This is a genomic window from Amycolatopsis sp. NPDC049159, assembly GCF_040648295.1.
GTDB lineage: Bacteria > Actinomycetota > Actinomycetes > Mycobacteriales > Pseudonocardiaceae > Amycolatopsis > Amycolatopsis pretoriensis_A.
In genome coordinates this window covers 269,895-287,884 of the sequence record NZ_JBEZDL010000008.1, presented here as the reverse complement: position 1 = coordinate 287,884, position 17,990 = coordinate 269,895, and the positions used below count along the sequence as shown (strand labels likewise).

Annotated in this window: 23 protein-coding genes; 12 read left to right on the top strand and 11 right to left on the bottom strand. The window is 73.0% G+C overall.

Annotated elements, in window-relative coordinates; genetic code table 11:
• The first annotated feature begins 16 nt into the window (after positions 1-16).
• Complete coding sequence (locus AB0B33_RS17775; protein ID WP_360772625.1) at positions 17-886, top strand: transglutaminase-like domain-containing protein; 870 nt, start codon at positions 17-19, stop codon at positions 884-886.
• Here AB0B33_RS17775 and AB0B33_RS17770 read toward each other — a convergent pair.
• Positions 843-1,742 carry a LysR family transcriptional regulator gene (locus tag AB0B33_RS17770; RefSeq protein ID WP_360772622.1) on the bottom strand — a complete coding sequence of 300 codons (900 nt, stop codon included), beginning with the start codon at positions 1,740-1,742 and terminating at the stop codon, positions 843-845. The genes AB0B33_RS17775 and AB0B33_RS17770 overlap by 44 nt on opposite strands.
• A gap of 96 nt (positions 1,743-1,838) precedes the next feature.
• Here AB0B33_RS17770 and AB0B33_RS17765 point away from each other — a divergent pair, with 96 nt between their 5' ends.
• The gene (locus tag AB0B33_RS17765; RefSeq protein WP_360772619.1) at positions 1,839-2,222 is read left to right on the top strand and encodes an ester cyclase; all 384 of its coding nucleotides are present in this window, start codon (positions 1,839-1,841) and stop codon (positions 2,220-2,222) included.
• A 58-nt stretch (positions 2,223-2,280) separates the two neighbouring features.
• Here AB0B33_RS17765 and AB0B33_RS17760 read toward each other — a convergent pair whose 3' ends face one another.
• From AB0B33_RS17760 to AB0B33_RS17750, 3 genes are all read right to left on the bottom strand, one after another.
• The gene (locus AB0B33_RS17760; RefSeq protein ID WP_247014631.1) at positions 2,281-2,883 is read right to left on the bottom strand and encodes a TetR/AcrR family transcriptional regulator; all 603 of its coding nucleotides are present in this window, start codon (positions 2,881-2,883) and stop codon (positions 2,281-2,283) included.
• A 25-nt stretch (positions 2,884-2,908) separates the two neighbouring features.
• Positions 2,909-3,727, bottom strand: coding sequence for a class I SAM-dependent methyltransferase (locus AB0B33_RS17755; protein WP_360772615.1), 819 nt, complete (start codon positions 3,725-3,727; stop codon positions 2,909-2,911).
• Positions 3,728-3,815: 88 nt separating this feature from the next.
• The gene (locus AB0B33_RS17750; RefSeq protein ID WP_360772612.1) at positions 3,816-4,676 is read right to left on the bottom strand and encodes a sigma-70 family RNA polymerase sigma factor; all 861 of its coding nucleotides are present in this window, start codon (positions 4,674-4,676) and stop codon (positions 3,816-3,818) included.
• Positions 4,677-4,741: 65 nt separating this feature from the next.
• On the opposite strand from AB0B33_RS17750, the gene AB0B33_RS17745 reads away from it, so the two are divergent.
• Entirely contained in the window at positions 4,742-5,797 is a 1,056-nt protein-coding gene (locus AB0B33_RS17745; protein WP_360772609.1) for an alkene reductase, read from the top strand.
• On the opposite strand, the gene AB0B33_RS17740 is transcribed toward AB0B33_RS17745, so the two are convergent.
• From AB0B33_RS17740 to AB0B33_RS17730, 3 genes are read right to left on the bottom strand one after another with little or no spacing between them, the layout of a single operon-like run.
• Positions 5,758-6,162 carry a nuclear transport factor 2 family protein gene (locus AB0B33_RS17740; RefSeq protein WP_360772606.1) on the bottom strand — a complete coding sequence of 135 codons (405 nt, stop codon included), beginning with the start codon at positions 6,160-6,162 and terminating at the stop codon, positions 5,758-5,760. The genes AB0B33_RS17745 and AB0B33_RS17740 overlap by 40 nt on opposite strands.
• Positions 6,163-6,217: 55 nt before the next feature.
• Positions 6,218-6,556 (bottom strand): VOC family protein, encoded by a 339-nt coding sequence (locus AB0B33_RS17735; RefSeq protein WP_360772604.1) that lies wholly within the window; start codon positions 6,554-6,556, stop codon positions 6,218-6,220.
• A gap of 10 nt (positions 6,557-6,566) precedes the next feature.
• The gene (locus AB0B33_RS17730) at positions 6,567-6,893 is read right to left on the bottom strand and encodes a DUF6223 family protein (protein ID WP_360772602.1); all 327 of its coding nucleotides are present in this window, start codon (positions 6,891-6,893) and stop codon (positions 6,567-6,569) included.
• Positions 6,894-7,045: 152 nt separating this feature from the next.
• Between AB0B33_RS17730 and AB0B33_RS17725 the strand changes: the two genes are divergently transcribed.
• Both AB0B33_RS17725 and AB0B33_RS17720 read left to right on the top strand, forming a co-directional pair.
• A complete protein-coding gene (locus AB0B33_RS17725; RefSeq protein WP_360772599.1) occupies positions 7,046-8,155 on the top strand; it encodes a histidine kinase in 1,110 nt (369 codons plus the stop codon).
• Positions 8,152-8,829 (top strand): response regulator transcription factor, encoded by a 678-nt coding sequence (locus AB0B33_RS17720; RefSeq protein WP_360772596.1) that lies wholly within the window; start codon positions 8,152-8,154, stop codon positions 8,827-8,829. Before AB0B33_RS17725 ends, AB0B33_RS17720 begins: the two co-directional genes overlap by 4 nt.
• On the opposite strand, the gene AB0B33_RS17715 is transcribed toward AB0B33_RS17720, so the two are convergent.
• Positions 8,802-9,824, bottom strand: coding sequence for a C40 family peptidase (locus AB0B33_RS17715; RefSeq protein ID WP_247014619.1), 1,023 nt, complete (start codon positions 9,822-9,824; stop codon positions 8,802-8,804). The genes AB0B33_RS17720 and AB0B33_RS17715 overlap by 28 nt on opposite strands.
• Before the next feature lie 81 nt (positions 9,825-9,905).
• Here AB0B33_RS17715 and AB0B33_RS17710 point away from each other — a divergent pair, with 81 nt between their 5' ends.
• The 5 genes from AB0B33_RS17710 (at position 9,906) to AB0B33_RS17690 (ending at position 13,523) form a co-directional block, all read left to right on the top strand.
• Positions 9,906-10,703, top strand: a complete 798-nt coding sequence (locus AB0B33_RS17710; protein WP_360772593.1) for a biotin--[acetyl-CoA-carboxylase] ligase — start codon at positions 9,906-9,908, stop codon at positions 10,701-10,703.
• An 85-nt stretch (positions 10,704-10,788) separates the two neighbouring features.
• The gene (locus AB0B33_RS17705; protein ID WP_360772590.1) at positions 10,789-11,367 is read left to right on the top strand and encodes a PH domain-containing protein; all 579 of its coding nucleotides are present in this window, start codon (positions 10,789-10,791) and stop codon (positions 11,365-11,367) included.
• Positions 11,367-12,296 carry a hydroxymethylglutaryl-CoA lyase gene (locus AB0B33_RS17700; RefSeq protein WP_360772587.1) on the top strand — a complete coding sequence of 310 codons (930 nt, stop codon included), beginning with the start codon at positions 11,367-11,369 and terminating at the stop codon, positions 12,294-12,296. The genes AB0B33_RS17705 and AB0B33_RS17700 overlap by 1 nt, the downstream gene beginning before the upstream one ends.
• Positions 12,297-12,333: 37 nt before the next feature.
• Entirely contained in the window at positions 12,334-13,263 is a 930-nt protein-coding gene (locus AB0B33_RS17695) for a TNT domain-containing protein (RefSeq protein ID WP_360772584.1), read from the top strand.
• Complete coding sequence (locus AB0B33_RS17690; protein WP_003105220.1) at positions 13,263-13,523, top strand: hypothetical protein; 261 nt, start codon at positions 13,263-13,265, stop codon at positions 13,521-13,523. The genes AB0B33_RS17695 and AB0B33_RS17690 overlap by 1 nt, the downstream gene beginning before the upstream one ends.
• 58 nt (positions 13,524-13,581) lie before the next feature.
• Here the strand turns inward: AB0B33_RS17690 and hisN are convergent, their stop codons facing one another.
• Positions 13,582-14,367, bottom strand: a complete 786-nt coding sequence (gene hisN / locus AB0B33_RS17685) for a histidinol-phosphatase (protein WP_247014613.1) — start codon at positions 14,365-14,367, stop codon at positions 13,582-13,584.
• A gap of 42 nt (positions 14,368-14,409) precedes the next feature.
• Between hisN and AB0B33_RS17680 the strand changes: the two genes are divergently transcribed.
• Both AB0B33_RS17680 and AB0B33_RS17675 read left to right on the top strand, forming a co-directional pair.
• Positions 14,410-15,105 carry a response regulator transcription factor gene (locus AB0B33_RS17680; RefSeq protein ID WP_360772797.1) on the top strand — a complete coding sequence of 232 codons (696 nt, stop codon included), beginning with the start codon at positions 14,410-14,412 and terminating at the stop codon, positions 15,103-15,105.
• 3 nt (positions 15,106-15,108) lie between these two features.
• A complete protein-coding gene (locus AB0B33_RS17675; RefSeq protein WP_360772581.1) occupies positions 15,109-16,392 on the top strand; it encodes an ATP-binding protein in 1,284 nt (427 codons plus the stop codon).
• 190 nt (positions 16,393-16,582) lie between these two features.
• Here AB0B33_RS17675 and AB0B33_RS17670 read toward each other — a convergent pair whose 3' ends face one another.
• Both AB0B33_RS17670 and AB0B33_RS17665 read right to left on the bottom strand, forming a co-directional pair.
• Positions 16,583-17,215 (bottom strand): response regulator transcription factor, encoded by a 633-nt coding sequence (locus AB0B33_RS17670; protein WP_360772794.1) that lies wholly within the window; start codon positions 17,213-17,215, stop codon positions 16,583-16,585.
• A 118-nt stretch (positions 17,216-17,333) separates the two neighbouring features.
• Complete coding sequence (locus AB0B33_RS17665; protein WP_247025340.1) at positions 17,334-17,978, bottom strand: response regulator transcription factor; 645 nt, start codon at positions 17,976-17,978, stop codon at positions 17,334-17,336.
• Positions 17,979-17,990 lie beyond the last annotated feature (12 nt).

The following is a 17,990-nucleotide window of genomic DNA, read 5'->3' as shown; positions in this document are numbered from 1 at the left end:
CCGCTAGCGTCGGCGCATGGACGACTTCTACGTCAGCCACAGCCGGTTCTCGGACCCGGGCGCGCAGGCGTCCTGGCTCGACGCGACACCCCGCGACGTCGCGGCTCTGCGCGCGGCCGCGTTCCAGCTGGTGTTCCACTACTGGGCCCACGGCGACATCACGCAGCACGGGTTTCCCGCGTCGCGCCACGAAGAGATCACCTTGCGCTACGCGTCGGACATGTTCGCGCGCCTGCGCGAACTCGACCCGGCACCACCCGGCGGACCGCGCCCGCCGCTGCACCGCATCGTCGGCTGCTGCCGTGACCACACCCTCCTGTTCGTCTCGATGGCCCGCCACCACGGCATCCCGGCGCGGGTCCGCGTCGGCTTCGCCGGCTACCTGATGCCCGGCTGGTACCTCGACCACGTCGTCGCCGAAGTCCACGACGGCACCGACTGGCACCTGGTCGAACCGGGCTTCGCCGAGCCGGGCGAAGTCGGGTTCGACCTCCTCGACGTCCCCCGCGACCACTTCCTGACCGGCGCCGACGCGTGGACGGCCGCCCGCGCGGGCGACCTCGACCCGGCCCGGCTGGTCGTCTCCCCGGACCTGGACGCGCCGTTCCTGCGCGGCCTCCCGTACGCGCGGCACAACCTCGTGCTCGACCTCGCCGCGCTCAACAAGCACGAGATGCTCCAGTGGGACGCCTGGGGCGACCTCGACGACGCCCCCGAGCTCGCCCCGGCAGCCCTCGCCCGCGCCGACGAGCTCGCCGAACTGATGGCCGACGCCGACGTCGATCAGCTCCGGGTGGCGTTCGAGGCCGACGACGTCCGGGTGCCGCCGGTGATCCGCTCGTTCACCCCGCCGGTACAGCTCCCGGTCGAGGTAGTGCTTCGCTGATCTCGACGGCGGTCCGCACGAACCGCGCGATCCGCTGGTCTCGCGCGCCGGCCGCCCAGGCGAGCGCGAGCGCGTACGGCGTCGCGTCCACCACCGGCCGGTAGACGACGTCGTGCCGCGACCGCAGATCGGCCACCGACGCGGGCAGCAGCGCGATCGCCTGCCCGAGCGCGACGGTTTCGAGCAGCTGGGAGCTGTCCCGCACCACCGGCCCCGGCGTCACCGGCCCACCGGTGACGTCCTGCCCCGACCAGTACGCCCGCTCCGCGTCGGACGACCCCGGCCAGCGCGGCGTCGCCCGCCCGGCGAAGTCGGCACAGGTCAGCACCGACCGCCGAGCCAGCTCGTGCCCCGAAGGCAGCGCGGCCACCCGCGGCTCGCTGACGAGCACTTCGACGTCCAGCCCGTCGTGGTCACCCGGGCACCCGAGCACCGCGACGTCGGCCTGGCCATCGCGCAGCAGGTCGGCCTGCTCACCGAACCCGCTGACCCGGATGTCCACCGGATCCGGGTGGGCGTCGGCGATCCGCCGCAGCAGATCGGTCGCGACCCCGGGCTTGGCGGTGACGACGAGCGCCGGCAACCGTTGCGCGGCCCGCCGCGTCCGCCGCACCGCCGCGGTGACGGCGTCCAGCGCCTTCGCCGATTCGGCGAACAGGACGTTCCCGGCCGGCGTGAGCGCCACGTGCCGGCTGGTGCGTTCGAAGAGCTGCACGCCCAGCCGCCGCTCCAGCAACCGGATCGCCCGGGAGAGGGGAGGCTGCGCCATCCCGAGCCGCTCGGCGGCGCGGGAGAAGTTCAGCTCCTCGGCGACCGCGCGGAAATACCGCAGCTCACGGACCTCGACATCGTCCATACCGGGAGAGTATCGCGGCAGAGTCCACAGGTCTTTCCCTTTCTGTTTCGCGAATGGTGGAGTTGGTGTCGATAACTCCACAAAGGACGGATAGTGATGACGGAAGCGCAGCGGAACAAGGAAGTGGTCCTCGGTTTCCTCCGGGTGGCGTTCGAGGAGAAGCGGCCGGTGGAGGCGTTCGAGTTGTACGTGGGGAAGGGGTACGTCCAGCACAACCCGCACGCGCCGGGAGGTGCGTCGGAATCGGCCGGGTACCTGGAGCGGTTCGTGGCCGGTTTTCCGGAGTTGCGGTTGGAGGTCCGGCGGGTGGTGGCGGAGGACGATCTGGTGTGCACGCACAGCTTGATGCGCTTGACGCCGGATTCGCGGGGGAGCGCGATCGCGGACGTGATGCGGGTGCGGGAGGGGCGGATCGTGGAGCACTGGGATGTGGTGCAGGAGGTGCCTGAGGTGACGGCGAGCGGGAACCCGGTGGTTTAGCCGGGCCGGGTCCGCGGGCGGCCGGGGGCACGGTGCGGTGAGGGGGCGCGGGGTGCAGCTACGGGGCGATGCCGTTGAGGATGGTTCGGATCACCGCGGCCGGCTCGGGTGGGTTCGTCCGGCTCGCGTGGGGGAAGATCGTGCCCAGCACCGTCTCGTGGCAGTAGCCCACCAGGAGGGCCGCGGCCGCGTCCACTTCGGACTCGGGGTGGAGCCGGCCGAGGGCTTGCTCCTCCTTCAGGTACGCCAGGAGGCGATCGCGCCAGTGGCCCGGGCGCTCGCCGAGGTCGGCGAAGCGCTGGAGGACCTCCGGGTTGCCGTAAAGGCCGCTGAACGCCGGGACGATCACGCGGTGCAGGCCGAGGCCGTACTCCAGGTGACGGTGGAGGTTTTCCGCCACCGTTCCCTCGCCCGCCACCGGCAGCTCGCCCAGGAACGACTCCGCCGCGCGCACGTGCCGGTCCAGGCCCCAGGCCACCAGCTCCTCCTTGTCGGAGAAGTGGTTGTACAGCACGCCGTCGGCGACGCCGGCCGTTCGCGCTATCTCGCGCACGGTCAGCCCCGTCGTGCCGCGGGTGGCGATCAGCTTCTCGGCGGCTTCGACCAGGAGGTCGTGCAGGGACTGCCCGTCCTTCTGGGCCGCGGCTTTCCTCGGTGACATCACCGCCATCGTACGGGGACCCTCGTCACGACCTCCTTCCCGTGACCAGCCACGCCGTGCCGCGCAGGCGGACCGCGTCCGGGGTGGCGAATGGTTCCAGTGCCGCTGTCAGTGCGTCGGTCGCCTGGGCCGCCGTCGCGCCGTCGACCAGGCCCAGGTGGTGGCGGACCGGGCCCCAGCCGGCGATGAACTCTGCCGCGTCCGGGACGTCTTGGCCCCAGACCTGGTCCGCCTCGACGTGGGTGCACGCCACGTCTTCGAAGCCGGCTTCGGTCAGCACCGCCTTCGTGCGGTCCGGGTCCGCGAACGACGTCGGACCGCTGCCGTCCGGGCCGGTCGGCTGCGGCAGGTACGCCGCCATCGCGCCGAACAGGCGGCCGAGGTCCGTGCCGGACAGTGCGGTCAGGCACAGGAACGCCAGGCGCCCGCCGGGGCTCAGCGCTCGCCGGACGTTGGCGAACGCCGCCACCGGGTCGGCGAAGAACATGACGCCGAACCGGCTGACCGCCAAGTCGAACGCGCCTTCGGTGAACGGGTGGACCTGGACGTCACCCTGCTCGAACTCCACGTTCGGCACCTCCTCCGCCCGGGCTCGGGCGGTCGCCAGCATCGGCACGGAAAGGTCCACCCCGGTCGCGAAGCGGGCGCGCGCCGCGGCCAGCCGGGTCAGCTGGCCGTTGCCGCAGCCGATGTCGAGCACCCGGTCGGCCGGGCCCACCTGATCGAGCAGGTAGCCGTTGAAACCGCTGTTCACCGCGTCATAGCGGTCGGCATTGGTCGCCCAATGGTCCCCCTCGTAGCCGTTCCACGCCTCGGCCTGCGCGGTGTTGACGATCCCGGTCATCGCGTCCCCTCCTTCATGAACATATGTTCATGAACATGTGTTCATCGTGGCCCGCGAGCGGGCTGCCCGTCAAGCGACGAACCATCGATCACCTGTTCGAGTGGTCGACCGCGACGTGCAGCGCCGCGAGTCGGGAAGGGGTCGCGATCACCTCGTACGCCGCCACCCGATCGCCGTCGACCACCACGAGAAGCGCGAGCGAAAGCCGCCCGCGCGGGGCGACGACGACCCCGATCGAGCCGTCGATCAACGCCGCTTCGGCGAACCGCGCCCGCTTCCCGAACAGCTGCGTTTCCGCCGCCACCGCCCGCGCGCCACGCACCTCCGGCGCCGCCCCCGGCGGCAGGGCGGCCGCGTCCGCGCGACGGACGACGTCCGGTGCCAGCACGTCGAGCAGGGCGTCGAGGTCGCCCCCGCGGGCCGCGGTCAAGAACGCGTCCACCACCCGGCGGTGCCGCGCCCGATCGGCAGGCGGCAGCGGGGACGTGCCCCGCACCCGTTGCCGCGCGCGGCTCGCCAGCTTCTTCGCCGCCACCGGGGTGCGGTCCAGCACCGGCGCGATCCGGTCGAACGGCACCGCGAACAAGTCGTGCAGCACGAACGCGATCCGCTCGGCCGGCCCCAGCGCGTCCAGCACGACGAGCAGCGCCCGGCCCACCGCGTCGGCCAGCTCGGCTTCCCCCGCCGGATCGGCGTCGTCGACCGGCTCCGGCACCCCCGCGAACGGCTCCTCGCCGCGCGCCTTCCGGGAGCGCAGAACGTCGAGGCAGACGCGGGAAACGACGGTGGTCAGCCACGCCGCCAGGTTGTCGACGGACCCGGTCCGGGTGAGCCGCAGCCACGCTTCTTGGACGGCGTCGTCCGCTTCGGCCGCCGAGCCGAGCATCCGGTAGGCCAGCCCGCGCAGCCGGCCGCGTTCGGCCTCGAACAACTCCGCCAGCTCGTCCATCGGTCACCTTTCGCCGCCACCCACCGTCGCCTTATGGACGAACACCGACAAGCAGAGGTGACCGAATGAGCTTGCTGACCCCCGCCGAGCTGGGCGATTGGCGCCTGCCGAACCGCGTCGTGCTGGCGCCGACCACCCGCGCCCGCGTCCCCGGCGGCGTGCCCGGCGACCTCCAGGTCGCGTACTACGCGCAGCGCGCCGGCGCCGGGCTCGTCGTCGCCGAAGGGACCTGGGTGAGCGAACGGGCCATCGGCTTCGAGAACGTTCCCGGCCTGTACACCGAAGCGCAGGTCGCGGGCTGGCGGCGGGTCACCGACGTCGTGCACTCGCTCGGCGGGCGGATCGTGGTGCAGCTGTGGCACACCGGGGCGGTTTCGCACCCCGACCTGCTTGGCGCACGGCCGGCCGGGCCGTCGGCGGTGAACCCGGAAGAGCCGGTGCACACCGCCGCCGGACGGCGTTCGACGGGGACGCCGCGCGAGCTGAGCGTCGCCGAAATCCGGGCGACCGTCGCGGACTACGGCGCGGCGGCGGAGAACGCGCGCCGCGCCGGGTTCGACGGCGTCGAGATCGCGGCCAACGGCGTGTACCTGCTCGGCCAGTTCCTGCACCCGCGGCTCAACCACCGCACCGACGCCTACGGCGGGTCCGCGGCCAACCGGCGCCGGCTGCTCACCGAAGTCGTCGACGCGGTCGGTGAGCACGGCCGCGTCGGCGTCCGGCTGTCGCCGTGGTGGACCGGCGGACTGTTCACTGTGGACGAAGAGCTGCGCGCCGAGTACGACGCTCTGGTCGCCGCGCTCGACGTGGACTACCTGCACCTGCGCGGGCCCGACACCGGACCGGACTTCGCCGCCTTCGCCCGCTACCGGCGGCTGTTCGACGGTTTCGTGATCGTCAACAACGGCTTCGGCCGCGACACCGGGAACGCCGTGCTCGACGCGGGGATCGCCGACGCCGTGTCGTTCGCCCGGCACTTCGTCGCGAACCCCGACCTGGTGACGCGGTTCGCGCTCGACCTCCCGCTCGCCCCCGGCGACCCGGCGACGTACTACGGCGGCGGGGCGGCCGGGTACGTCGATCAGCCGCAGGCGGCGGCGATGGCGGCGGTGTCCCAGTAGAACGGCCGGACCTCGGTGATGCGTCCGCCGGTCACGGTGATCGTCTGGAGGATCGGGAAGTCGAGCTCCCGGCCGGTGGCGCGGGCCCGCGCGTGCACGTGGGTCAGGACGACGAGCGGCGAGGTCGTGGCGAGGAACGCCTGGTCCACCAGCTCGAAGACGTCCCAGGTGTGGCTCATGGCGGCGAAGAACGCCGCCATGCCCTCGTGCCCGCGCCAGTCGCCGCCGTACGGCAGGGCGGCTGCCTGGTGCAGCACGACGTCGGGGGCGAAGAACGGGGCCAGAGCGGCGAAGTCGCCCTCGCTCAGGTACGCCGCCTCCGCGGCGTACATGCCTTCGAGAACGGCGACGGGATCGGTGCGCATGTCCGCCACCGTGCCGCACCGGCGGGCGCGCCACCGGCGGGAATCGGACGTCGGGCTACTCCTCCTGGCACCACACCGCCAGCTCGCTGCCGCCGGGTTCGCGGAAGTGGAACCGCCGCCCGCCGGGGAAGGAGAACGGTTCCTTCGTCACCACGCCGCCCGCCGACACCACCGCCTCGCGGGCGGCGGTCAGGTCGTCGGTGCGGATCGTGATCAGGGGTGCGCTCGTCCGCTCCGCCGCGTCGGACTGGAACCCGAACGTGAGGCCGGGGGCCCGGACGTCGGTGTAGTGCGGGCCGTACGGGGTCACGCTCCAGCCGAACGCGCGCTCGAAGAACTGCCCGGACACCGTGGCCGAGGTGGACGGGAACTCGGTGAAATCGACTTCGTACATGCCGCCGACGCTAGCGGCGACCACCGACAAAACCGCGCGAGCGAGCCACGGCCAGCCCGCCGAGGGCCACCGCGACCAGCCCGATCGCCAGCGCCGCGTAGCCGCCGACGATCCCGTAGCCGGTGCCCGGGCCACCCTCGGCGGCGGCCACCACCCAGCCGCCGACGACCCCGCCCGCCACCCCGGTGACCAGTGCGACGAGCGCTCCCTTGCCGCGGCGGAGGGCCAGCCCGCCCGCGAGCACGCCGGCGATGCCCAGCGCCGCTCCCAGCAGGGACCAGAGCCGTCCGGGCGTCACGGCGTAGGTGCTGACGGCGGCGATGTCTTGGACGTCCACGAGCTGCTCCTTCGATTGCCGGACCGGACGTCTCCGAGCATGTCCGCGCGGGCGCCGCCGGTCGTCGTGCGGACGTCGGCACCGCGCTACCGCGTTCGCGGTAGCCGGGAAATGCTCCCTGCGCGGCAGTTCCGCGCGGCTAGGGTGCGGGGGTGAGCCGCGCGCGGATCGTGGACGGGGTGATCGCCGCCGGGGTGGCGGCGGCCCTGCTGAGCGCCGGGCTGTCCACCGGCCACCAGCCGGGGGCGCTCGACCCGCTGGGGTACGCGGCACTCGTCGCGGGCGGGCTGGCGCTGGCCGCGCGTCGCCGGGCGCCGGTCGTCGTGCTGGGGGCGACCGCGGCGTGCGCGCTGGTCTACCAGGCCGCCGGGTTCGAAGTGCCCGTCGTGGCCTACCTCTTCGCCGTGTACGCCGCGGTCCGGGCGGGGCACCGGGTCGCCGCGGTGGTGGCGTCGGTGATCATGCTGGCCGCGGTCCCGCTCGCGCTCCTGGCTTCCGGGCTGCCCGACGCGAGCCAGGCCTTTACGCAATCTCGGGACGTCCTCCAGCTGGCGTGGCTGATCGCGGCCGGCGCGGCGGGGGAGGCGCTGCGCCAGGCCGAGCGCCGCGCCGACGAAGCCGAGCGCACCCGGGAGGAAACCGCGCGCAGGCGGGCCGACGAGGAGCGCCTGCACATCGCGCGCGAGCTGCACGACTCGCTCACCCACCAGATCTCCGTCATCAAGGTGCAGGCCGAAGTCGCCGTCCACCTGGCGCACAAGCGCGGCGAGGACGTGCCGGAGTCCCTGCTGGCGATCCGGGACGCCGGTCGCGAAGCCGCACGGGAACTGCGCGCGACCCTGGAGGCGTTGCGCGACGACGACAAGAACCCGCCGCGCGGCCTCGACGACGTCCCGGAACTCGTGCGCCAGGCCCGGACCGCGGGCCTCGACGCGCGGCTCACCGTCGAAGGCGACGGCACCGGCGTGCCCGCGGCGGTCGGCCGGACCGCCTACCGGATCGTCCAGGAGGCGCTGACCAACGTCGCCCGGCACGCCGCCGCGGCCACCGCGTCGGTCCGGATCGACCACCGGCCCGGCGCGCTCGTCATCCGCGTCGACGACGACGGCCGGGCCACTGTGGACACCGCGCCGGTACCGGGTGTCGGCCTGCTCGGGATGCGCGAACGCGTCACCGCGCTCGGCGGACGCCTCCAGGCCGCTCCCCGCACCGAGGGCGGCTTCCGCGTCGAGGCCGAACTGCCCGTGGACCACCCGGCATGATCCGCGTCCTGCTGGCCGACGACCAGCCGCTCATCCGCAGCGGTTTCCGGGCCCTCCTGGACGCCGAGGACGGCGTCGAGGTGGTCGCCGAAGCCGCCGACGGCCGCGAAGCCGTGGAACTGGCCCGGGAACACCTGCCGGACATCGTGCTCCTCGACGTGCGGATGCCGGGCGTGGACGGCCTCGAAGCGACCCGCCGCATCGCCGCCGACCCGGCGCTGGCCGCGGTGCACGTCGTCATCCTGACCAACTACGGCCTGGACGAATACGTCTTCGAAGCCCTGCGCGCCGGCGCGGCCGGGTTCCTCGTCAAGGACATCCGGCCGGAGGACTTCCTGCACGCCGTCCGCGTCGCCGCCCGGGGGGACGCCCTGCTCGCGCCGTCGATCACCCGCAAGCTGATCGACCGGTACGTCACCCAGCCGCCCGTACCCGGCGCCGGGCTCGCGGAGCTGACCAACCGCGAGCGCGAGGCCGTCGCCCTGGTCGCGCGGGGCCTGTCCAACGACGAGATCGCCGCGCAGATGGTGATCAGCCCGCTGACCGCGAAGACGCACGTCAACCGGGCCATGGCCAAGCTGCGGGCCCGCGACCGCGCGCAGCTGGTGGTGTTCGCCTACGAGTCCGGTCTCGTGCCGCCGGGGCCTCAGGCCGGGCGGCCCGCGCCCGCGTAGTCGTCGCCCTTCGAGTGGTACGTGTGGATCTGGATGGCCTGGCCCTCGGTCGGCGCGTTGATCATCAGGCCGTTGCCCAGGTAGAGGCCGACGTGGTGGATGCGGGTCGCCGGGCTGCCGTAGAACACGAGGTCGCCGAGGCGCGGCTCTTCCGAAGCCGGGACCGGCGGCAGCGCGCGGAACTGGCTGTCGGCCGTCCGCGGCAGGTTCACGCCCGCGCTGTCGTAGGACGCCTTCGTCAGGCCGGAGCAGTCGAAGCCCGCCGCGCCCGCGTCCGGGCCGTTGCCGCCCCAGACGTAGGGGAGGCCCAGCTGGCCCAGCGCGAAGCGGGTCGCCTGGACCCGGGGCGAACTCGCCGAAGCCGGGTCCAGCGACAGCGTCGCGTACAGCTGCGCCGTGCCGAGAACCCGCTGGCGGAACAGCTCGGCGTCGCCGCCCGGGTGGTAGGCGGCGATCGCCTTCCACCAGCCGGTGCCGGCGCCGAGGTCGGTGCCGCCCGCGCAGAGCGCCCGGCCGGCCGCGACCGGCGCGTCGTCGCCGTACTTCTTCGCCTGCGCCGAGGACAGCCCGAGCAGGTTCCCGCCACTGCGGCCGTGGTTCGACGCCGCCGAGCCCACGCCCGCGAGGGTGACCCAGGAGAGGTGGCAGGACGGGTCTTCCTTCCGCAGCGCCAGCTCGCCGTTCGCGTAGCCGATCAGGGCGTTCGCGGGGATGTCGAGGGGGCCGGCCAGCTGCTCGGCCCACTGCTGCAGCGGGCTCTTGCCGCCCTGGCCGGACGCGCCCTGGCCCGGTTCCTGCGCCTTCACGGGTGCGCTGACCTCGAGGACCGACGGCCCCGAAGCCACGTCTCGCGCCACCGGCAGCGGGGCGGGCGCGGGCTCCGGCGAGCGGTCGGCCAGCAGCCAGCCCGCCGTCGCCAGGCCCGCGACGAGCGGCAGGGCGACGAGCCCGCGCAGGGCCGCCCCACGGGCCCAGGAACTCGGCTTCGTCGTCACGGGGTCCAACTTAGAAGAGCGCACCTCTTGGTGAACGACTGAGTAGCTTGCACGTTAGGGGGACTCCCATATGGTGGACACATGGCTGAGATCGACGCTGCCCGCTTGCAAGCGGCGCTCCAAGATCGGTACGCGAAGATCGACGTCGTCGAGCGGACCGGCTCCACCAACGCCGACCTGCGGAAAGCGGTCGAAGAGGGTGCTCCGGACCGGACCGTTCTCCTCGCCGAGGAGCAGACCGCGGGGGTGGGCCGCCGGGCCCGGCCGTGGAGCTCGCCGAAGGGTGCCGGGCTGTACCTGAGCGTCGCGCTCCGGCCGGGCGTCCCGTTCGCCGCCCTCGGCTCACTGTCCGTCGTCGCCGGGCTCGCCGTCCGCGCGGCCGCCGCGTCCGTCGGGGTCGACGCCGCGCTGAAGTGGCCGAACGACGTCCTCGTCGGCGGCGCCAAGTGCGCCGGGATCCTCGCCGAAGCCGTCGCCGGCACCGAGCCGTCGATCGTGCTCGGCATCGGCCTCAACGTGCTGCCGCTCGGCGACGTCACGCCGGGGCCCGGCGGGCTGCCCGCGACGTCGCTCGCGGAACAGGGCGCCACCACGACCGACCGCACCGACGTCGCCGTCGCGCTGCTCACCGGGTTCGCCGACCTGGAACGGCGCTGGCGGCTGGCCGGCGGCGACCTCACCGAAGCCGGCCTGCTCGGCGACTACCGCGCCCACTGCGCGACCCTCGGCCAGGACGTCGAGGTCCAGCTGCCGGACGGGACGTCGCTGACCGGGCGAGCGGCCGACATCGACGCCGCCGGGCAGCTGCAGGTCGACATGGCGGGCGGCCAGCGGCACACGGTCTTCGCGGGTGACGTGGTGCACGTCCGCCCCGCCTGATTTCTCGGGGCGTTGCACTCACCGGCCGAGCGTCTCGCCGGTACGGTGAGGCGATACCGCCGCACCGACCTTGGGAGCGTCCGCCGTGGCTTATCCGGACGAATTGCTCAGCGAGCAAGAGCACGTCGTGGTGCACAGTCACCCCCACTTCAAGATGCTGATCTTCCCGACGCTCGCGTTCCTGGTCACCCTGGGCGCGGGCACCTGGCTCGCGATCCTCGCGAAGGACGCCGGCTCGCCGTGGAACACGGTCGGGCTGATCGCCATCGCGGTGGTCGCGCTCGTGCTGATCGTGTGGCTGTTCCTGGCCCCGCTGGTGCGCTGGCGGACCACCCACTTCATCGTGACGACGGACCGCCTCATCGCCCGCGAGGGCGTGCTCAAGCGCACCGGCATCGACATCCCGATGGGCCGCATCAACAGCGTCCAGTTCGAGCACGGCCTGCTGGACCGGGTGTTCGGCTGCGGGACGCTGATCATCGAGTCCGCGTCGGACGAGCCGCTGCGGTTCGAGGACATCCCGCACGTGGAAAAGGTGCACACGGTGATCTACCGCGAGGTCAACGACAACCCGTACGACGACTACCGGCCGGGCACCCAGCAGACCACGCCGTTGCCGCCCCAGGGTGGCGCGCACCCGCCGCGCGGCGAGCGACGCCGCTGATGGGCACGCGCGAACTGGGCCTGCCGGAGCGCTCGCCCGCGGCGGGCGAGCTGCCGGAGCGGGTCACGATCTGGGAGGTCGGCCCGCGGGACGGCCTGCAGAACGAGAAGACGATCGTCCCGGTCGAGGTCAAGCTGGAGTTCCTCGACCGGCTCGCCGGCGCCGGGCTCACCACGCTGGAGGCGACGAGCTTCGTGCACCCCAGGTGGGTGCCGCAGCTCGCCGACGCCGAGCAGCTGCTGGCCGGGCTCGACCGCCGCGAAGGCGTCCGGTACCCGGTGCTCGTGCCGAACGAAAAAGGTCTGGACCGGGCCCTCGAGGCCGGTGTCGAGCACATCGCGATCTTCGCCAGCGCGACGGAGACGTTCGCGCGCAAGAACCTCAACTCGTCGCTGGACGAGCAGTTCGCGATGTTCGAGCCGGTCGTCACGCGGGCCCGGGAAGCGGGCGTGGACGTGCGCGGGTACCTCTCGATGTGCTTCGGCGACCCGTGGGAGGGCGTCGTGCCGGCGAAGCAGGTCGCCGACGCCGGCCGCCGCCTGCTGGACATGGGGTGCTCGCAGCTGTCGCTGGGCGACACCATCGGCGTCGCGACCGCCGGCCAGGTCGAGAACCTGATCGGGCTGTTCGGCGATGTCGGTACTTTGGCCGTGCACTTCCACGACACCTACGGTCAGGCTCTCGCGAACACGCTGGCGGCGCTCCGATGTGGAGTGTCGACTGTGGACTCTTCGGCGGGCGGGCTTGGCGGCTGCCCGTACGCCGAGTCGGCGACCGGGAACCTGGCGACCGAGGACCTGGTCTGGCTGCTGGACGGCCTCGGGGTGGCGACCGGTGTCGACCTCGATGTGCTGGTGGCGGCCAGCTCCTGGATGGCGGGACAGCTGGGCCGCCCGAGCCCGTCCCGCGTGGTCAACGCGCTGAGCTGACGCGGACCACCGTGCACAACCGAGCCGGAGGATGTGGGTGACGGAGCCTTCCGAGGCGGGCGAGGACGACCTCGACACGGGACCGGTGCGACTGCCCGGACCCGGTGGGTACGAGGACGCCCCGACGCCGCCTTCGGGCAGTCCCGCCGCGTGGCCGCACGCCGTGTCGCCGCTGCTGCCGCCGTTCCCGCTGCCCCCGCCACCGCCGATGCCCGCGGCCCCGCCGCCCCCGGTGTCGCCGGCGCCGCTCGCACCCGCGCCGGTTTCCCCGGCGCCGTTGCCGCCGCTGGGTTCGCCGCGCACCGAGCGGGAAAGCGTTGTCGCGCTGTTCCTGGTGCACATGTTCCCGATCGGGCACCTGCCGGTCGCCATGGACAAGCCGGCGCGGCAGCTGCCCCTGCCGGACGACGACCCGGAGGGCTTCGCCCCGAACGACCACCCGGACGCCCGGCTGATCTTCGACGACCAGGCGCTCACCAACGTCACGGCGGGCTTCCGCCGGTCGCCGACCGCCCCGTCGCGGCCGGTGCCGCGGCACCTGACCGAGGGGTACGTGCCGTACGCCCACGCGACGCAGGCGGTGTGGATCCGCCGGTTCGTCGTCGGGCACAGCGAGCTCGGGCCCGAGTACGCGTGGCCGCCGGGCGACCACTACCCGGAGGGCAGCGTCGACCACGGCGAGCCGGTGATGGTCCCGATGAACACCGTGCTCGACCGCTTCGGCCCGGCGCACGGGCGCGTGTTCTTCGCCGACGGCACGCCGTTCGCGGAGCGCTCGCTGCCGCCGGGGATGCTGGACGCCGAGTACCGCCGGTACGTCGTGGTGCGCGCAGTACCGATGTGGCGGTCGGAAACGGCGAACTGGTTCGGCCAGGTCGGCGGGGGTACCCGGTACCGTGCGCTGCTGGCCGCGGACGAGCTCGTGACCCTCGGCTACCTCGCCGAGGCCAAGGGGGAAGAGGATTGATGAACACCCAGTCGATCCAGCGCTGGCTAGGCGTGCTGGGCGTGCCGCCGGAGGTCGTTTCGCTCGGCGCCGAGGTCGACAACGCCTGGTGCCTGATGCAGGGCGAGGACGAGGCGTGGGAGGTGTTCTGGCGGGAGCAGGGCAACCGCTACGACTGGGCGCGGTTCACCAGCGAACAGGTCGCGTGCCACTACCTCTTCGGCCGGCTGGCCTGGGCCCAGGTGGCGCGCGGCGCGGTCGGCCTGCTCCCGGGTTCGTGATGTGCCATGAGGGGCACCTTCATGGCTCTTAAGTCCATGAAGGTGCCCCTCATGGCATTCAGCGCTTGAGGATCGCCAGCGCTTCGTCGTGCACGAGGCCGTTGGTCGACAGCGCGCTCCCGTTGTCGTAGCGGCCGCCGCCGTCCAGGTCGCTGAACCGTCCGCCCGCCTCGGTGACGATCACCTGCGCCGCCGCCACGTCCCACGGGTTCACGATGCACTCCGCCGCGACGTCGAGCGCGCCTTCGGCGACGAGGACGTGCTGCCAGAAGTCGCCGAACGCGCGCGATTCCCAGCACGCGTTCACCAGGTCCAGGTACTTCTCGCGCGAGTGGTACTCGACCCACGAGTTCAAGTCCGTTGTGGACAGATAAGCGTCCGAAAGGGACGAAACGCCGGAGACCGCCAGCCGGCGCGTCCCCGAGGAGTCCGAAGAGAACGCGCCGGAGCCCGTCGCCGCCCACCAGCGGCGGCCCAGCAGGGGCGCGCTGATCATGCCCACCACCGGGTCACCGTCTTCGACGAGCGCGATCAGCGTCGCCCAGACGGGTACGCCGCGGAGGAAGTTCTTGGTCCCGTCGATCGGGTCGAGCACCCACGCGCGGCCGGTCGCCGCCGAGCCGCCGCGCTCTTCGCCGAGCACCGCGTCGGCCGGGCGTTCCGCCGCCAGCAGGTCGCGGATCGCGTCCTCGACCGCGGTGTCCGCGTCGGTCACCGGGGTGCGGTCGGGTTTGCGCGAGACCGCCAGGTCCAGGGCGCGGAACCGCGCCGTCGTGATCGCGTCGGCGGCGTCAGCCAGCCGGGTGGCGAGGGCCAGATCATCTCCGTAGCCAGGCACGGTCACGATGGTTTCACGCCCCGGCGCCGTAGAGTCGACCAGGTGAGCATGGTCCTACTTGCCGAAGACGATCCGGCCATCGCCGAACCGCTCTCCCGCGCCCTCGAACGCGAGGGATACGAGATCCACGTCGTCACCGACGGTCCTTCGGTCCTCGACGCCACCGCCGCCCAGCGCGTCGACCTGCTCGTGCTGGACCTCGGCCTGCCGGGGATGGACGGCCTGGAGGTGTGCCGGCGGCTGCGCGCCAACGGAACCGAGCTGCCCGTCCTGATGCTCACCGCGCGCACCGACGAGGTCGACTTCGTCGTCGGCCTGGACGCGGGGGCCGACGACTACGTCGCCAAGCCGTTCCGGCTCGCCGAGCTGCTGGCCCGGATCCGCGCGCTGCTGCGCCGCCGGGTGCCCGAGGTGCTCGAGGCGGGCGGGGTGCGGATGGACGTCGGCGCCCGGCTGGTCACCGTCGACCTGCACGAGGTGCAGCTGGCGAACAAGGAGTTCGAGCTGCTGCGCGTGCTCATGAGCCGCGCCGGGCAGGTCGTCAGCCGCGACGAGATCCTCGCCGAGGTCTGGAACGACCTCGAGTCGAAGACGTCCAAGACGCTCGACATGCACATGTCGTGGCTGCGGCGGAAGCTCTCCATCGCCGCGGACGAAGCCGCGGGCCGCACCAGCAAGGCCCACGACGGCGAACGGCGGATCGCGACCGTCCGCGGCGTCGGCTTCCGGTTCAACGCCGAATAAGCCGTGCGCCGTCGCATCCTGCTGGCCATCCTGCTCGCGGTCGCCGTCACCGCGGCGGTCCTCGGCATCCCGCTGGGCATCGTGGCGAGCTGGCAGATCGAGTCGAGCTACCGCGAGACCCTCGCCGAGAACGCCCGCGCGGCCGCGGCGATCCTCGACACCGAGATCGCCAACGGCCAGGAGATCGACCTCGACCAGGTGCGCGCCGCGGTCCCGGTGAACGGGCTGCTCACCGTCCGGGCCAGCGGCCAGATCGAGAAGCGCTACGGCAGCGACCCGGGCCGCGACACGGTCACCGAGACGGCTGACCTCGCCCGCGACGGCAAGGTCGAGATCGCCGTCCCCGCCGGGCCGATGCACGAGCGGCAGACGACGGTGACGCTCGTCGTCGTCCTGCTGGTGCTGCTGTCGATCGGGACCGGCGCGGTGGTGGCGATCGCGACGGCGCGGCGGCTGGCGAAGCCGCTTCGGCACGTCGCCGAACGCGCGGCCCGCCTCGGCGGCGGCGACTTCCGGCCCGACCCGAGCCGCTACGGCGTCGGCGAGCTCGACATGGTCGCCGAAGCGCTGGACGCGTCCGGCACCGCGCTCGCCCAGCTCGTGCAGCGCGAACGCCAGCTCGTCGGCGACGTCTCGCACCAGCTGCGCAGCCGCCTGACGGCGTTGCAGCTGCGGCTGGAACCGCTCACCGTGCACCCGGACGAAGAGGTGGCCGACGAGTCGAAGGCCGCCCAGGAACAGGCCGACCGGCTCGCGGAGGCGCTGGACGAGCTGCTGGCGGCGGCGCGCGCGGCCCGCGAGGTCGGCGCGGAACCGGTGGACCTGCCCACGCAGCTGCCCGAGATGGCCCAGGAGTGGCGAGAGCTGCTTCGCTCGGAGGGCCGCAACCTGCGGATGCGCGTGGCCGAGGGCCTGATGGCGCGAGCCACGCCCGGCCGCCTCCGCGAGGTCATCGGGGTGCTGCTCGACAACGCGCTGCGCCACGGCTCGGGAACGGTGACGCTGGCCGCGCGCCGCGGCGACGCCGAGGGCACGGTGGTCATCGAGGTGAGCGACACGGGCTCGGGTGTGCCGGACGAACTCGCCCCGCACATCTTCGAACGCGGCTTCTCCGGCGGCGGCTCCACGGGCGTCGGCCTGGCACTGGCCCGCGCCCTGGTCGAGGCCGACGGCGGGCGGCTGGAACTGTCCCACCGCCGCCCGGCCGTCTTCAGCCTCTTCCTCAAGGTGCCGCGACCCAGCGATGTGCCGGAAGTCCGGTGGCCCGCCGAACGCGTCCCGCGCTAGCGGTCACGCGCGGGGCGGGTCGCGGCTCGCGGGTTTGCCGCAAACCGTGCGTTGACGAGCTACCGCCCCAATGCGGCCTTGGTTGCGGCTGACGCACCGAAGGCCACATGGGGGCGCTCGGCCCGGCCGTCGAACAACCTGCGACGTTGCTCCCACAGCGCGAAGCGGAACAGCCCTGGACGATCACGGCTCAGATCAACCCTTCCCGCAGCGCGTAAGCGACGGCGTGCGACCGGTTGCGCAGCTGGAAGCGGTTGGTCACGTCGTGCAGGATGCTCTTCACCGTGCGCTGCGAATAGCACAGCTGGTCGGCGATCTCCTGCGTCGAGTACCCGGCCGCGACCAGCCGGAGGACCTCCGTCTCCCGGTTGCTCATGCCACCCATCTGCAGGCCGCGTGGCTGGAGGACCTGGCGCTGCAGGCGGGAAACGCGGTTCAGCAGCCGGCCGAGCAGGTCCGGCGGCAGGGCGCCCTCGCCCGCCGCGGCCGCCTTGATCAGCCGGACGAGCACCTCCGGTCCGGTGTCGGCGCGGCGGGCGACCGCGCAGACGCCGTGCTCGACGGCGTTCAGGACCTCGTTGTCGTCGACTTCGCCCGCGATCAGCACGATGCGGGTGAAGCCCTGGTGGTGCAACGCGGACAGCAGCTGGTTCATCGTCTCGTCGAGCCGGTCGGCGACCAGCAGCGCGACCACGGCCGGGCCGGCCGCGTCCCCGTCCACCACCCGGACTTCGTCCCGCGAACGCAGCGCCACGCAGACGCCGTTGTGCAGGATCGGATCGGTGGCGCGGACCACCACCGGCGTCCTGTCGGATTCGAACATCGTCACCCATTCCCCTCGAACGGTGCGAAGGGGTACACCCCCCACGTCACCACAGTGCCCGTAGAGGTGTCCCGGGCGCATGGGACCGGCGTCCCGATGTTGCCCGGGCGGCTGCCCGTCAGGACCGGCCGAGGCCCGCGTCCCTGGCCCGGACGATCGCCTCGGCGCGGTCGGTGACGTGCAGCTTGGCGAAGACGTTGGAAATGTGGTTCCGGACGGTCTTCGGGCTCAGGCACAGGGTGTTCGCGATGACGCCGTTGCTGTGCCCGGCCGCGATCAGCTCCAGCACCTCGCGCTCGCGCGTGGTCAGCTCCGGGAACACCGGTTCGCTCGCGGGCGCGGACTGGCTGAAGAAGCCGAGCACGCGGTTGGCGATGTCGGGCCCGAAGATGGCTTCGCGCCGGGCGACGGAGCGCACTGCCCGCAGGATCTCGTCCGGCTCGGCGTCCTTGAGCAGGTAGCCCCGGGCACCGGCGCGCATCGCCGCGAAGACCGACTCGCTTTCGTCGGCCATCGTCAGCATCAGCACGCCGGTGTCCGGGTTGGCCGTCACGATGTGCCGGGCCGCCTGGATCCCGGAGAGGTCGGGCAGGTGCAGGTCCATGACGACGACGTCGGGCCGCAGCGCGGCGGCGGCGTCGACCGCGTTCGCGCCGCTGGCGGCCTCGCCGACGACCTCGATCCCCGGTTCGTTCCCCAGCAGCGTCACCACGCCGAACCGGAACAGGGGGTGGTCGTCCACGACCAGGACGCGCAGGCCCATCCCGTCACCTCC